The following is a 14177-nucleotide window of genomic DNA, read 5'->3' on the forward strand; positions in this document are numbered from 1 at the left end:
CCTGCGCACCAGCCGAAAGGGTTACTGTCTCCCTGATGATCACTACGCGGGCGGGGCAACGTAACTTGCTGCGCAATCTGAAGTCGGAGGGCCGCCCGGGCCTGCCCCGCATTCCGATCGTGATCGGAATCCTGGTGTCGGTGGCGATCACGGCGATCTTCTCCGCCATGCACGGTTTCCTCGACCTGCAGGTGTACCGGGTCGACACCCGGGGCTGGCTCGAGCACGGCACCCTGTACGGCCCGACCCTGCCGGTGGCGGGCCACACCGACCTGCCCTTCACCTACCCGCCGTCCGCGGCGGTGCTGATGATCCCGCTCGCCATCATGCCGCTGTGGCTGGCCGAGCTCATGGTGACCGCCAGTTCGCTGGCGTGCCTGGGCGTTACGATCTGGCTGGTGCTCTCCCGTGTCCGCCCGGATCTGGACCCGCGCACGAAACTCACGCTCAGTGTGACCGCGGTCGTGCTCATGCTGGCTGTCGAACCCGTCCGGACCACACTGTGGTTCGGGCAGATCAACCTCGTTCTCATGGCCGCCGTCGCCCTCGACTGCCTGACCGAGAAGCCCCGCTGGCCGCGGGGCGTGCTGATCGGCGTCGCCGCGGTCACCAAGCTGACGCCCGCCGCCTTCGTCCTGTACTTCCTCATCCGGCGCGACTGGAAGGCCGCGGGCACGGCGGCCGCCACCGCGGCGGGCGTGATCGGCGCCGGATTCGTACTGTTCCCAAGGGAATCGCGCGACTACTGGCTGCACGCCATCGCCGACACCAACCGCATCGGCTCCCCCGACTATGTCGGCAACCAGTCCCTCAAGGGCATGGTCTTCCGCCTCGGCCTGTCGAATCCCGCCGCCACCGCGGTCTGGCTGGGCCTGGCCGTGGTGGCGGTCTGCGCGGGCGCCGCCCTGATGCACCACCTGGTCGGTCTCGAACGCCGCAGCGCGGACCCGGCCGGTCCGGCGGGCCCGGTGACCATTGTCTCGGTGACCGCGTTGCTCGTGAATGCCGCGGTCCTGCTGCTGATCTCGCCGGTGTCCTGGACCCATCACTGGGTCTGGGTGGCGCCCGCCCTGATCACGGCCGCCGCCTGGACCACCACGAATCCACGTGTCACCCCGTTCGCGGTGACCAGCGCCTTCGCACTGTTCTTCCTGATCGGCCCGGGCATCGTCCCCAATGGCAAGCATCAGGAACTCGCGTGGTCGTGGTGGCAGCACATTCCGGGCGACATCTACATCATCGCCACTGCGGCCCTGCTCGCCGTCGGTGTCGGGCAGCTGCTCAGGCTGCGGGCCCGCGCCGCCCTCGACCGGACCGCGTAGATCGTCAACGCCATCATCCCCGAGCTGCAGATGCCCTGTGCGGTCGCGATTTCCAGCGGTCCGTAGCACGCGGATTCCGGCATGGTTCAGGACCGCAGGGTTGCGGTGGCGATGTCGAGGAATTCGCGGAGGAGCTTGTCGTGGTGGTCCGAGGCGACTGCCAGGCAGGTTTCGGCGCTGGGGGCGTCGGTGACGGGGCGGTGGACGAGGTCGGGGCGGACGTAGGCGCGGGCGACGCTGCGGGGGACCAGGGCCATGCCGTGGCCGGAGGCGATCAGCTCGAACTTTTCTTCCAGCGAGGCGGTGCGGCGTTTCGGGGTGTCGAGCATTCGCTCGCCGTCGAGGTCGGCCAGGGTGAGTTCCCGGCGCGCGGCCAGCGGATGGGTGGCGGGCATGCAGGCGACCCTGGGGTCGTGGCCGACGGGGATGGTCTGCAGTCCGGATTCGTTGAAAGGCCTCCGGAGGTAACCGATCTGGGCTCGGCCGTCGCGTAGCGGCGCGTCCGGCTCCCACCAGCGTGCGGGCACGACATCGGTTTCGACCTCGGGGTGACGTGTCGCGAATTCCCGGATCGCCTCCGAGACGTACAGTCCGGCCGAGAAGGCGACCACCAGGCGTCGCACGCCGTGGTCGGCGTCCTGTACGCGCCGCACCGCCGCGTCGACGGCGGCGAGAATCCCCTGCGCCTCCTCGTAGAGCTGCTGTCCGGCAGCGGTCAGCTCCACGGTGCGGGTGGTCCGCACCAGCAGCGCGCAATCCAATTCCTGCTCGAAAGCCTTGATCTGACGGCTCAGCACGGGCTGGGCGATGTAGAGCTTCTCCGCCGCCCGGCCGAAGTGCCGATGCTCGGCCACCGCGGCGAAGTAGCGGAGCTTGCGCAGATCCAGATCCATACCCTCACGGTATCAATCCGCGGAAAGGGTCTTGGACGCCGCGACGAACCGTCACCAGACTCGAAGCATGATCGTCATCACCTCCCCCACCGGCCAGATCGGCAGCCAACTGCTCGACCGCCTCCTCGAAACATCCACTCGCAGTGAAGAATTGCGCGTCATCGTGCGCGATCCCGGGAAGCTCCCGGAGACGATCCGCGCCCGCGTCGACATCGTCACCGGATCGCATGGCGACGCCGATGTCGTGGACCGGGCCTTCGCCGGCGCGGACGCGGTCTTCTGGCTGGTCCCGCCCGACCTGTACGCGCCGAGCCTGGACGACGTGTTCACCGGATTCACCCAAGCCGCCGCGAAGGCGTTCACCACCCACGGGGTCGGGCACGTCGTCGGCGTCTCGTCGCTCGGGCGGGGTACTCCCCTCGCGGGTCGGGCCGGGCACGTGACGGCATCGCTGGCGCTGGACGATCTCATCGCGAGCACGGGCGTGGCCTATCGCGCACTGGCGAACCCGTCGTTCATGGACAATCTACTGTGGCAGGCGGTTTCGATCCGGGACGACGGCGTGTTCACCGGCAGCGAGACCGCCGACCGCCCGACGCGGATGGTCGCCACCCGCGATATCGCCGCGGCGGCCGCCCGCCTGCTGCTCGACCGCTCCTGGACGGGAACCGGCGAGGTCCCGGTACTGGGCCCGCAGGACCTGACACCGAACGAGATGGCGCACACCATGTCCGAGGTACTCGGCCGCCGAATCCGTTACCAGCAGCGATCTCTCGACGACTTCCGCGCCACCCTGACCGCGCGCGGCATCGGCGACCCGATCGCGACCGCCTACGTCGACATGATGCACGCCAAGAACAACGGCCTCGACGACGCCGTCCCCCGCACCGACGAAACCGCGAGCCCGACAACCTTCCGCGAATGGTGCGAACAGATCCTCGCGCCGGCGGTCCGCGCATAACCACCCCGGACCGCCCGGATCTCGGCATGAGCGTGCGTCTGCCGGAACGCCGATTCGGATCCAGCTCGAGACGGACGTGCCGCTCTGGTCCGCGACGGGTTCAGCGGGGCTGACAGGTGGGGCACCAGAACAGGTTTCGGGCGTCCAGCACCGAGTGCAGGACCGTGGTGCCACACAGACGGCACGGGTCTCCCGCCCGCCGGTACACGTAGGTTCGCGGCTTGTCCTTGGCATAAGCCGGTGCGCCGTGGTCGTCTTCGGGGCGGACCACCACGATCTTGCCGCGGCGCACGCCCACCTTCATCAGGTCGACCAGGTCGGACCAGATCGCCTGCCACTCTTCGTACGAGAGCTGGGTTCCCGGACGATCAGGCGAGATGCCATGGCGAAAGAGGACTTCCGCGCGGTAGACATTGCCGACCCCGGCCAGGATCTTCTGATCCATGAGCAGCGCGCCGATCGGCCGCTGGGAGCGGCGGATGCGGTCCCAGGCACGGTCGGGTTCGGCGTCCCGGCGCAATGGGTCGGGGCCCAGGCGGGAGGTGAGCGCTTCGACCTCGGGGTCGAGCAGGATCTCGCACGCGGCGGGGCCGCGCAGGTCGGTGCCGTGCAGGTCGCCGGTGCGGCCGCCGCCGATCAGGCGCATGCGGACCTCGCCGACCGGATCGTCCATGGGCACAGCGGATTCGGTGAACTTGCCGTACAGGCCCAGGTGGATGTGCAGGGTGACGCCCGAATCATAGTGGTGGAGCAGGTGTTTGCCCCACGCTTCGGCGCGGGTCAGCACCCGGCCGTCGATCAGCGCCGCGCCCTCGGCGAATCGCCCCTGCGGGCTGGAGACTCGGACCTGACCGCCGGCGAAGCGCTTGTGGTGCAGCTTCGCCAGGCGGTGCAGCGTATGGCCTTCGGGCACAGGTCAGTTCGGGAGGGCCGGGGGCACGCCGGTCTTCTCGTACTCGGCGAGGATGTCGATGCGGCGCTGGTGGCGCTCCTCGTTGGACCACGGGGTGGTCATGAAGGCGTCCACGATGGCGAGGGCTTCCTCGGTGCTGTGCATGCGGCCGCCGATGCCGAGCAGCTGGGCGTTGTTGTGCTGGCGGGCGAGCTGCGCGGTCTCCACGCTCCAGCCCAGGGCGCAGCGGGCGCCGGGCACCTTGTTGGCGGCGATCTGCTCACCATTGCCGGAGCCGCCGAAGACGAAGCCCAGCGAACCCGGCTCGGCGACCACGCGGCGAGCGGCCTCGATGCAGAAGGCCGGGTAGTCGTCGAGGGCGTCGTATTCCAGCGCGCCGCAGTCGACGACATCGTGGCCCTGGCCCTCGAGGTGAGCCTTGACGTGGTTCTTCAGTTCGAAGCCGGCATGGTCGGCACCCAGGTATACGCGCATGGCTGCGATTCTGTCAGCACGCCCGCCCCCGGCCCGCACGGGGCTCTCACCCCGGCAGCCCGTCGCGTGTACGGCCCCGCAGCGACGACCGCGCGTCGACGCCGGTGAAACGTACTATCCAGGCATGACGTCCGACGACAGTTCACCAACGCCGAACGCCTACGGGGGGCAATCCGCTGGCGGCCTACCGGGACCGCCGACCGCCGGAAGCAGTCCGGCCTGGAACCCCGTGACCGGCATGACCGGGTGGGATCCGCGGCTGGGCCCGCCGGGATGGGCTCCGCAGCAACCGTATTCGCCGCCCCAGCCGCCGGTGGTGCAGCAGACCCGGGGTCTGTCCCCGTTCGGGATGCCGGCACGGCACAGCTGGGAGATCCCGCTGCTGGTGGTCGTGATCGTGGCCACCGTGCTGGCGTATCTGTTCGCGCTACTGCTGCTGGTGTCCGGCTATGCCGGTCAGCTGGTGCTGGCCCTGGTGTTCGCGCCGTTGCTGGTCTACCTGGGCCGCGGTCTGAACTACGCGGCCCAGCGGGTGAACGGCGTGAAGATGTCGCCGACCCAGTTCCCCGAGGGCTATCGCATGGTGCAGGAGGCCGCGGCCCGGTTCGGCATGCCGAAGGTGCCCGATGCCTACGTGGTGCTGGGCAACGGCCAGATCAATGCGTTCGCCTCCGGGCACGGCTTCCGCCGCTACGTGGTGGTGTACAGCGATCTGTTCGAAATCGGCGGCGCGGCACGCAATCCCGAGGCGCTGGCCTTCATCATCGGCCACGAGGTCGGGCACATCGCGGCCGGGCACGTCTCGTACTGGCGGCAGCTGGGCATGTTCATGGCGCCGTTCCTGCCCATCCTGGGCAGCTCGCTGATCCGCTCCCAGGAGTACACCGCCGACAATCACGGCTTCTGCAACCGGCCGCAGGGTGCGCCCCCGGCCATGCAGACGCTGGCGGGCGGCAAGTATCTGAACAATCTGGTCGGTTTCGACGAGATGGCCGACCGGGCGGCCCAGGAGAAGGGCTTCTTCGTCTGGATCGTGAACGCCATGTCCAGTCATCCGGTACTGACCTGGCGCATGTGGGCGCTGCGCGACCGCAGCCGCCACGGCAAGCTGTTCTGGCGGCCCGACGCACCGCAGCGTCCGGTCGCAGCCCCGCCCTATGGCGGGTACCAGCCGCCGTACCCGGGCGGATACGGCGGTCCGCCACCCGGATACGGCGATACCACCACATATCACGAGTACCGGCCGCAATGACGTCTCGCGACAGCGAGATCGGGCGACGTCTCCAAATATGCGACGGCACAACTCATTTCGTGAGCCGAGGGTACCTCCCCGGGTACCGCGGAAATCGGCTTGCTGCTCAACCGCGGGCACGCGTGCCCGCCGGTGAACGGCTACCAGCCGGGCGCTGAAGCCCCGGGGAGGCGGAGAGCTCAGTCGAAGACGGGATCCTCGGTGCGGGTCCGCTTGAGCTCGAAGAAGTGCGGGTAGGCGGCCAGCGCGACCGCGCCGTCCCACAGCTTGCCCGCCTCCTCCCCGCGCGGGATGCGCGAGAGCACCGGCCCGAAGAAGGCGACGTCATTGATGTGGATGGTCGGCGTGCCGACATCCGGGCCGACCTTGTCCATGCCGGCGTGGTGCGAGGCGCGCAGGGCCTCGTCGAAGTCGGTGCCCTTGGCGGCCTCGGCCAGGTCGGCGGGCAGGCCCACCTCGGCCAGCGACTCGGCGATGATCTGGGCGAGCAGGTCCGCGCGGGAGCCGTCCTCGCGCTCGTACTCGGCGCGGCGGTTGTGCAGGCGGGTGCCCATGGCGGTGTAGAGCGGGGCCAGCACCTTGTCGCCGTGCGCCTGGGCCGCCGCGATGGCGACCCGCACCGGGCCCCAGCCGGTCGCGAGCAGCTCCTCGTACTGCGGGGGCAGGCCCTCGCGGCCTTCGTTCAGCACGGACAGGCTCATCACGTGGAAGTGCGTCTCGATATCGCGTACCTGCTCGACCTCGAGGATCCAGCGGGAGGTGATCCAGCACCACGGGCACAGCGGGTCGAACCAGAAGTCGACCCGGTCCTTCTTGGTGTCGCTCACAGGGAAATCCTTTCGCAGTCGATCGACGGCCGAGGGCAGGGCCGTACTCAATGCGCAACAACCCCGATTGTTGCCGATATTTCCGCTCCGCCCGACTCCACCCGGGCTAGGGTCGGACTATCGGCCTCATCGACGGCGGTCCCGACCGTACTAGCAGGGAGGTTTCGGCATGACCACATCCAGGTTCGTCATCGCGGGCGGTGGACTGGCGGCCGCAAAGCTCGCGGAAGCCTTGCGGGCCAATGATTTCGACGGTTCGGTCACGCTCGTCAGCGCGGAGGATCATCTGCCGTACGAGCGGCCGCCGCTGTCCAAGGAGCATCTGCTGGGCAAGCAGGCGCTCAGCGACTTCACCGTGGATCCGGCGCAGTGGTATCGCGACCACCATATCGAGATGATGCCCGGCACCACCGTCACCGCGCTGGATCGCGGCACCAAAACCATTGCGCTGCCGGACGGTACGACACTGCCCTACGACAAGCTGGCGCTGGCCACCGGTTCGCGGCCGCGGCTGCTGCGGCTGCCCGGCGCGGACGCCGAGGGGGTGCACATGCTGCGCACCATCGAGGAATCCGACGCCCTGCTCGCGATGTTCGGCTCCGCGCGGCGACTGGCCGTCATCGGCGGGGGGTGGATCGGGCTCGAGGTGACCGCCGCCGCACGCGTAGCCGGCGTGGAAGTGACTGTGCTGGAGGCGGAATCGGTGCCGCTGCAGGCCGCGCTCGGGGCCGAGATGGGCGCGGTGTTCGCCGATCTGCACCGCGCGCACGGGGTGGATCTGCGGCTCGGGGTGAAGGTCGGCGAGATCACCACCGCCGACGGCCGGGCCGCTGGCGTGCGGCTCGACGACGGTACCCACATCGAGGCGGACGCGGTGCTGGTCGCGGTGGGTGCGCGGCCCAATATCGAGCTGGCCGCCGATGCCGGGCTGGCGGTCGGCGGCGGCGTCCTGGTCGACGAGAGCCTGGCCACCAGCGACCCGGATATCGTCGCGGTCGGCGACATCGCCGATCAGCAGCATCCGGTGCTGGGGCAGCGAATCCGGGTGGAGCACTGGGCGAATGCGCTCAACCAGCCCGCGGTGGCGGCCCTGACCATGCTGGGCAAGCCCGCCGTGTACGACCGGCTGCCCTACTTCTTTACCGACCAGTACGACCTCGGGATGGAGTACACCGGGTACGTGGCGCGAGGGCAGCAGGCGCACGTGGTGGTGCGCGGCGACCTCGGTGAGCGCGAGTTCGTGGCGTACTGGCTGGACTCGGGAAACCGGGTGCTGGCCGGGATGAACGTGAACATCTGGGATATGCAGGACAAGATCAAGAAGCTGATCCTGAGCGGCGAGGCCGTGAACCCCGAGGAGCTGTGACGACCCTCACATGATCCGGAGTACGGAGTGCGTCGTCCCGGCGTACTGGGCTCCGACCTCTGGACGAGAGCGCCCGCAAGGGTGCACCGACGAAAGGAGCCGACCGTGAAGTACATCCTGATCAAGACCTACTCCGCCGCCGCCTACTGCGACACCCCGATCAACGAGTGGGCGCCCGAGGAGATCCAGGCCCACATCGACTTCCAGCGCGCCCTCGGCGAGGAGCTGGCCAAGTCCGGCGAACTCGTCGACGCCCAGGGCCTCGCCGATCCGGGCCAGGCGCGCACCGTCACGTCCGACGGCCGTTCCGCGCCGGTGGTCACCGACGGCCCCTTCCCCGAGACCAAGGAGTTCCTGGCCGGGTTCTGGATCGTCGATGTCGACAGCCCGGACCGTGCGCTCGAGATCGCGGCCAAGGCATCGGCCGCGCCCGGCCCCGGCGGCAAGCCGATCGGCGAGTACATCGAGATCCGCCCGATCATGAGCGCCCCCGCCGCCGATCTCTGATGCCGGACACCGCGATCGAGGATCTGCTGCGCGACCTCGCGCCGCAGGTCCTCGGCAGCCTCGTCCGCCGCTACGGCGACTTCGACGCCGCCGAGGACGCCCTTCAGGAGGCCATGCTCGCCGCCGCCACCCAGTGGCCCGCCGACGGCGTGCCCGGCAACCCGCGCGGCTGGCTGATCCAGGTCGGCGCGCGGCGTCTCATCGACACCATCCGCGCCGAGTCGGCCCGTCGAAACCGCGAGGCCGCCAACGCCATCCGCGAACCCGAACGACTCGGCGCCGCCGCCCCCGATCCGGCCGACGCCGTCATCGCCGAGGATCGCGACGACACGCTGACGCTGTTCTTCCTGTGCTGCCATCCGGCCCTGTCGCCGGCCAGTGCGATCGCGCTGACGCTGCGGGCGGTGGGCGGGCTCACCACCGAGGAGATCTCGCGAGCCTTCCTGCTACCGGAAAGGACCATGGCGCAGCGGATTACGCGGGCCAAGAAGCGCCTGGCAGCCGAGGAGCGGCCCTTCGCCATGCCTGCGGGATCGAACGGGCAACGGGAAGAATGGAATGAGCGGCTGAGCAGTGTGCTGCGGGTGCTCTATCTGATCTACACCGAGGGGCACACCAGCGGTGGCGAGCGACTGCGGCGGGGCGATCTGTCGAGCGAGGCGATTCGGTTGGCGCGGGCCCTGTTCCGCGTCCTGCCGGACGATCCGGAGGTCACCGGGTTGCTCGCATTGCTGCTGCTGACCGATGCCCGGCGGGCGGCACGCACCGGAAGCCGCGGCGAGCTGATCCCGCTCGCCGAACAGGATCGCGGCCTCTGGGATCGCGAAATGATCATCGAGGGTGTGCGGCTGGCGACCGCGTCGGTGCGCAGCGGCCTCATCGGCCCGTACCAGATCCAGGCCGCCATCGCCGCCCTGCACGCCCAGGCGCTGCGCCCCGAGGACACCGACTGGCCCCGAATCTTGCTGCTGTACAACGCCCTCGAACGCCAGTCCCCCAACCCGATGGTGACCCTCAACCGCGCGGTCGCCACCGCCATGGTCCACGGCCCCCAGGCGGGCCTGGACCTCGCCGACACCCTCACCGACTCGCTCGCGGGCAACCACCGCCTCGACGCCGTCCGGGGCCACCTCCACGAAATGGCCGGCGACTCCGACGAAGCCATCGCCGCCTACACCGCCGCCGCCCGCCACACCACCAGCCTCCCCGAACGCGACTACCTCACCATCCGCGCCGCCCGCCTGCGCCGCCAGTGACCGACCGGCGGCAGGTCAGGCGGCGGTGGCGCGGAAGGCGGTGGGGCTCTGGCCGCGGTGGCGTTTGAAGGCGGCGGAGAAGCCGAACGGGTCGGACAGGCCGCGGAACCAGCCCGGGGCGGCGGGCCCGGCCTGGTCGAACCAGGTGCGCAGGGTGCAGACCAGGCTCCAGTCGAGGAGGCGGTCCACCATGGCCTGTGAACCGGCGCTCTGATCGACGGCGGAGGCCGCGGCGGATTCGATCCAGCCGCACGTGTCGAAGTCGTCGGTGACGACCAGGACGGGCGGGAGCGAATGCAGCAGGCGTTCGTGCCGGCGGGCCGAGGTGCGGTAGGCACCGACCATCAGGGCGGTGGCATTCGCCTCACTGCCCCAATGGATTCCGGACAGCTCCTCGACGGTGCACGCGGAATCGCCGGTGAAGCAGGAGATCTCGTATTCGGTGGGCTTCGCGTCCCGGCAACCTTCCGGAGTCTTCGGTCCCGCAGGGTCCGTCGGGCCGACGCCTTCGTCACGAACTTCCTTGCCGCCGAAGCGGTTCCGGCCTAGCCCGGAACGCCGCTCCAGGTATTGCCGGTGATGAGCTCGTAGGCCGCGACGTACTTCTGGCGGGTCACCTCGATCACCTCGGCCGGAATCTCCGGGCCCGGGTACTCCTTGTTCCACCCGGTGGAGGTGGACCAGTCGCGCACGAACTGCTTGTCGAACGACTTCTGCGGGCGGCCGGGCTCGTAGTCGTCGGCGGGCCAGAAGCGGGAGGAGTCCGAGGTCAGCACCTCGTCGCCGACGGTGAGAACGTCGCCGTCCCAGCCGAGTTCGATCTTGGTGTCGGCGATGATGACCCCGCGCGCGGCGGCATGCTCGGCGCCCCGGGCATAGATCTCGAGCGTCAGGTCGCGCAGCCGCTCGGCGACCTCCCTGCCCTCCTGGTTCACCACGTCCGCGAAGCTGATGGGCTCGTCGTGCCCGGCGTCGGCCTTGGTGGTCGGGGTGAAGATGGGTTCGGGCAGCTTGTCGCCGTCACGCAGGCCGGGCGGCAGCGCGATACCGGACACGGTGCCGGAGCGCTGGTATTCGGCCAGGCCGCCGCCGGTCAGGTAGCCGCGCGCGATGCACTCCACCTTCAGCATCTTCAGCGGCTTGACCCGCACCCCGCGGCCCGCGAACTCGGCGGGCACGTCGGTGGTGGACAGAATGTGGTTGGGCACATCGGAGAAGAACCCGAACCACCAGTTGGACAGCTGGGTGAGCAGCGCGCCCTTGTCCGGAATCGGGGTCGGCAGCACCACGTCGTACACCGACACCCGGTCGGATGCGACCAGGATCAGCGAATCGCCGTCCTCGTACAGGTCGCGCACCTTACCGGCGTGGATGTGCTTCAACGGTCCTCCTCGTGCTGGGCGATTGCTGCCGCCGCAGAGCTTACCGACGGGCACCGCCCGCCCCGACGCCCGGTCGAACGCCCGATCGCAGTCGACCTGGAGCAACCGGCCCGTGCGGGCCGGGACGACCGGCCCGCACGGGCCCGCGCCACGGGTCGGCGGGACGTGGCATTGTGGGGAACGTCGTGTCCGCGCCGGGTCACGAGTGGAGAATTGTTCGGTCCGCTCGATGCCTCGCGCGGGCGCATCGCATCCCGCACCGAGCCCTGGGCAGCGCCGCTCAGCGAGCCGGGTGCACCTGCACGGCAGAAGTTCTCCGAGAGCTAAGGAGCCCCCTTGTCCGCACCGAATCTCACCCGCGAGCAGGCGATCGAACGCGCCGCGACGGTCCAGGTGGAGAACTATCGGGTCGAACTGGACCTGATCGGACAGCCCACCGGTGCCGAAGAGCCGCGCCGTGAGACCTTCCACTCGAAGTCCACCGTGACCTTCACCGCGACCCCGGGTGCGCAGACCTTCATCGACTTCGTGGGCGCGGGTGTGCGCTCGGCCGTGCTCAACGGCGTGGCCCTGGATGTGAGCGGCTACGACGAGGAGCAGGGCCTCACCCTGCCGAACCTGGCCGCGAACAACGAGCTCGTCATCGAGGCCGACGGCGAGTACTCGAACACCGGTGAGGGCCTGCACCGCTTCGTCGACCCCACCGACAACAAGGTCTACCTGTACTCGCAGTTCGAAACCGCCGACTGCAAGCGCATGTTCGCCTGCTTCGACCAGCCCGACCTCAAGGCCACCTACGACGTGATCGTCACCGCGCCCGAGGACTGGGAGGTCATCTCCAACGGCGCGGTCGCCGACACCCACACCATCGGCACCGTGGTCCGCCACACCTTCGCCCCCACCCCGCGCATGAGCACCTACCTGGTCGCGCTCATCGCCGGTCCGTACGCGAAGTGGACCGACTCGTACAGCGATTCGCACGGCGAGATCCCGCTCGGCATCTACTGCCGCGCCTCGCTGGCCGAATTCATGGACGCCGAACGGCTTTTCACCGAGACCAAGCAGGGCTTCGGCTTCTACCACGCCAATTTCGGTGTGCCCTATGCCTTCGGCAAGTACGACCAGTTGTTCGTGCCCGAATTCAACGCGGGCGCCATGGAGAACGCGGGCGCGGTCACCTTCCTCGAGGACTACGTCTTCCGCTCCAAGGTGACTCGCGCCTCCTATGAGCGCCGCTGCGAGACCGTGCTGCACGAGATGGCGCACATGTGGTTCGGCGACCTGGTCACCATGAAGTGGTGGGACGACCTGTGGCTGAACGAGTCGTTCGCCACCTTCGCCTCGGTGCTGTGCCAGGTCGGCGCGACCGAATACACCAATGCCTGGACCACTTTCGCCAATGTCGAGAAGTCGTGGGCGTACCGGCAGGACCAGCTGCCCTCGACCCACCCGATCGCCGCCGACATCCCGGACCTGGCCGCGGTCGAGGTGAACTTCGACGGCATCACCTACGCCAAGGGCGCGTCCGTGCTCAAGCAGCTGGTGGCCTATGTCGGTGAGGAGCCGTTCCTGGCCGGTCTGCGCGACTACTTCACCGAACATGCCTACGGCAACGCCACCTTCGACGATCTGGTGGGCGCGCTGGAGAAAGCGTCCGGCCGCGACCTGTCCGACTGGGGCGCGCAGTGGCTCAAGACCACCGGCCTGAACATCCTGCGCCCGGACTTCACCGTCGACGCGGACGGCAACTTCGCCTCCTTCGCGGTCGTCCAGCAGGGCGCGGAGCCCGGCGCCGGTGAGCGCCGCGTCCACCGCCTGGCCATCGGCGTCTACGACGACCAGGACGGAAAGCTGGTGCGCACCAAGCGCGTCGAGCTCGACATCGATCCCGCCGAGCGCACCGAGGTGCCCGAGCTGGTCGGCGTCGGCCGCGGCAAGCTGGTGCTGGTCAACGACGACGACCTCACCTACTGCTCCGTCCGCCTGGACGCCGGCTCCCTCGACACGGTGGTGGCGCGCATCGCCGACATCGCCGAGCCACTGCCTCGCACGCTGGCCTGGTCGGCCGCCTGGGAGATGACCCGGCAGGCCGAGATGAAGGCCCGCGACTTCGTGGCGCTGGTGCAGCGCGGCGTCGGCGCGGAAACCGAGATCGGCGTCGTCCAGCGGCTGCTCATGCAGGCCGCCACCGCGCTCGGCGCCTACGCCGATCCCGAGTGGGCGCGCACCGAGGGCTGGCCCGCCTACGCCGACCGCCTGCTGGAACTGGCCCGCGCCGCCGGTGCGGGCTCGGACCACCAGCTGGCGTTCGTCAACGCGCTGACCGGCGCGCTGCTCTCGCCGCAGCACATCGAGGTGCTGCGCCGGCTGCACGCCGGTGACCCGGAGGGCGTCGGCCTGCCGGGCCTGACCGTCGACACCGACCTGCGCTGGCGCATCACCCAGGCGCTCGCGGCCGCGGGGGCCATCGACGCCGACGGCATCGAAACCCCGGTCATCGACGCGGAACTCACCCGCGACGACACCGCCGCGGGCCGCCGCCAGGCCGCGGCCGCGGCCACCGCCCGCCCGCAGGCGGCGGTCAAGGAATCGGCGTGGGACACCGTCATCAGCGACGACACGGTGCCGAACATCACCGCACGCGCCATCGTCACCGGTTTCGCCCCGGCGGGCCAGGCCGCGCTGCTGGCCCCGTACGTGGAGCGCTACTTCGCCGAGATCGCGTCGGTGTGGGAGCGGCGCTCCAGCGAGGTCGCCCAGACGGTCGTGGTGGGGCTGTACCCGCACTGGGCCGTCACCGAGGAGGCCGTCGCGGTGGCCGACAAGTTCCTCGCCGATGACCACCCGCCGGCCCTGCGCCGCCTGGTGGTGGAGGGCAAGGCGGGCATCGAGCGCTCGCTGCGCGCCCGCGCCTTCGACCGCAGTTAGAAAGCACTGCACGGCAGCATATTTCGACCGGCACAGCCCCTCCCGAATCCATTCGGGAGGGGCTGTCGGCGGTGCGGGGCCGCTGACTGAAGAGTC

The 14177-nt window shown here is 69.6% G+C and carries 13 protein-coding genes; 7 read left to right on the forward strand and 6 right to left on the reverse strand.

Annotation, left to right across the window (positions count from 1 at the left end; translation table 11 throughout):
- Positions 1 to 35 precede the first annotated feature (35 nt).
- On the forward strand, positions 36 to 1322 hold the full coding sequence (locus ACWEQQ_RS10480; RefSeq protein ID WP_452348010.1) for a glycosyltransferase family 87 protein: 1287 nt from the start codon (positions 36 to 38) through the stop codon (positions 1320 to 1322).
- A gap of 86 nt (positions 1323 to 1408) precedes the next feature.
- Here the strand turns inward: ACWEQQ_RS10480 and ACWEQQ_RS10485 are convergent, their stop codons facing one another.
- The gene (locus ACWEQQ_RS10485) at positions 1409 to 2215 is read right to left on the reverse strand and encodes a LysR family transcriptional regulator (RefSeq protein ID WP_452348011.1); all 807 of its coding nucleotides are present in this window, start codon (positions 2213 to 2215) and stop codon (positions 1409 to 1411) included.
- Between the two features lie 67 nt (positions 2216 to 2282).
- Between ACWEQQ_RS10485 and ACWEQQ_RS10490 the strand changes: the two genes are divergently transcribed.
- The gene (locus tag ACWEQQ_RS10490; protein ID WP_452348012.1) at positions 2283 to 3176 is read left to right on the forward strand and encodes an NAD(P)H-binding protein; all 894 of its coding nucleotides are present in this window, start codon (positions 2283 to 2285) and stop codon (positions 3174 to 3176) included.
- Positions 3177 to 3276: 100 nt separating this feature from the next.
- On the opposite strand, the gene ACWEQQ_RS10495 is transcribed toward ACWEQQ_RS10490, so the two are convergent.
- Both ACWEQQ_RS10495 and ACWEQQ_RS10500 read right to left on the reverse strand, forming a co-directional pair.
- On the reverse strand, positions 3277 to 4089 hold the full coding sequence (locus ACWEQQ_RS10495) for an Fpg/Nei family DNA glycosylase (protein ID WP_452341939.1): 813 nt from the start codon (positions 4087 to 4089) through the stop codon (positions 3277 to 3279).
- Positions 4090 to 4092: 3 nt separating this feature from the next.
- Positions 4093 to 4563: a ribose-5-phosphate isomerase gene (locus ACWEQQ_RS10500; RefSeq protein WP_040860227.1), complete on the reverse strand. Its 471-nt coding sequence runs from the start codon at positions 4561 to 4563 to the stop codon at positions 4093 to 4095.
- A 238-nt stretch (positions 4564 to 4801) separates the two neighbouring features.
- Between ACWEQQ_RS10500 and ACWEQQ_RS10505 the strand changes: the two genes are divergently transcribed.
- Positions 4802 to 5815, forward strand: coding sequence for a M48 family metallopeptidase (locus ACWEQQ_RS10505; RefSeq protein WP_452348132.1), 1014 nt, complete (start codon positions 4802 to 4804; stop codon positions 5813 to 5815).
- Between the two features lie 179 nt (positions 5816 to 5994).
- On the opposite strand, the gene ACWEQQ_RS10510 is transcribed toward ACWEQQ_RS10505, so the two are convergent.
- The gene (locus tag ACWEQQ_RS10510) at positions 5995 to 6642 is read right to left on the reverse strand and encodes a mycothiol-dependent nitroreductase Rv2466c family protein (RefSeq protein WP_379398955.1); all 648 of its coding nucleotides are present in this window, start codon (positions 6640 to 6642) and stop codon (positions 5995 to 5997) included.
- 169 nt (positions 6643 to 6811) lie between these two features.
- Between ACWEQQ_RS10510 and ACWEQQ_RS10515 the strand changes: the two genes are divergently transcribed.
- The 3 genes from ACWEQQ_RS10515 to ACWEQQ_RS10525 all read left to right on the forward strand — a co-directional run bounded on the left by ACWEQQ_RS10515 (position 6812) and on the right by ACWEQQ_RS10525 (position 9771).
- Complete coding sequence (locus ACWEQQ_RS10515) at positions 6812 to 8008, forward strand: NAD(P)/FAD-dependent oxidoreductase (RefSeq protein ID WP_452348013.1); 1197 nt, start codon at positions 6812 to 6814, stop codon at positions 8006 to 8008.
- A 105-nt stretch (positions 8009 to 8113) separates the two neighbouring features.
- Positions 8114 to 8515, forward strand: coding sequence for a YciI family protein (locus ACWEQQ_RS10520; RefSeq protein WP_354834706.1), 402 nt, complete (start codon positions 8114 to 8116; stop codon positions 8513 to 8515).
- Positions 8515 to 9771, forward strand: coding sequence for an RNA polymerase sigma factor (locus ACWEQQ_RS10525; RefSeq protein ID WP_452341937.1), 1257 nt, complete (start codon positions 8515 to 8517; stop codon positions 9769 to 9771). Before ACWEQQ_RS10520 ends, ACWEQQ_RS10525 begins: the two co-directional genes overlap by 1 nt.
- A 15-nt stretch (positions 9772 to 9786) precedes the next feature.
- Here ACWEQQ_RS10525 and ACWEQQ_RS10530 read toward each other — a convergent pair whose 3' ends face one another.
- Entirely contained in the window at positions 9787 to 10338 is a 552-nt protein-coding gene (locus ACWEQQ_RS10530) for a cupin domain-containing protein (protein WP_452348133.1), read from the reverse strand.
- Positions 10317 to 11153, reverse strand: a complete 837-nt coding sequence (locus ACWEQQ_RS10535) for a phosphoribosylaminoimidazolesuccinocarboxamide synthase (protein WP_452341936.1) — start codon at positions 11151 to 11153, stop codon at positions 10317 to 10319. Before ACWEQQ_RS10535 ends, ACWEQQ_RS10530 begins: the two co-directional genes overlap by 22 nt.
- Positions 11154 to 11489: 336 nt before the next feature.
- Here ACWEQQ_RS10535 and pepN point away from each other — a divergent pair, with 336 nt between their 5' ends.
- A complete protein-coding gene (gene pepN / locus ACWEQQ_RS10540; protein ID WP_452348014.1) occupies positions 11490 to 14081 on the forward strand; it encodes an aminopeptidase N in 2592 nt (863 codons plus the stop codon).
- The last annotated feature ends 96 nt before the right edge of the window (positions 14082 to 14177 follow it).

It is taken from the genome of Nocardia sp. NPDC004123, assembly GCF_053603795.1.

Coding starts and splice junctions, on each gene's coding strand:
- ACWEQQ_RS10480 (WP_452348010.1), top strand. CDS start 36: ATGATCACTACGCGGGCGGGGCAACGTAACTTGCTGCGCAATCTGAAG.
- ACWEQQ_RS10485 (WP_452348011.1), bottom strand. CDS start 2,215: ATGGATCTGGATCTGCGCAAGCTCCGCTACTTCGCCGCGGTGGCCGAG.
- ACWEQQ_RS10490 (WP_452348012.1), top strand. CDS start 2,283: ATGATCGTCATCACCTCCCCCACCGGCCAGATCGGCAGCCAACTGCTC.
- ACWEQQ_RS10500 (WP_040860227.1), bottom strand. CDS start 4,563: ATGCGCGTATACCTGGGTGCCGACCATGCCGGCTTCGAACTGAAGAAC.
- ACWEQQ_RS10505 (WP_452348132.1), top strand. CDS start 4,802: ATGACCGGGTGGGATCCGCGGCTGGGCCCGCCGGGATGGGCTCCGCAG.
- ACWEQQ_RS10515 (WP_452348013.1), top strand. CDS start 6,812: ATGACCACATCCAGGTTCGTCATCGCGGGCGGTGGACTGGCGGCCGCA.
- ACWEQQ_RS10525 (WP_452341937.1), top strand. CDS start 8,515: ATGCCGGACACCGCGATCGAGGATCTGCTGCGCGACCTCGCGCCGCAG.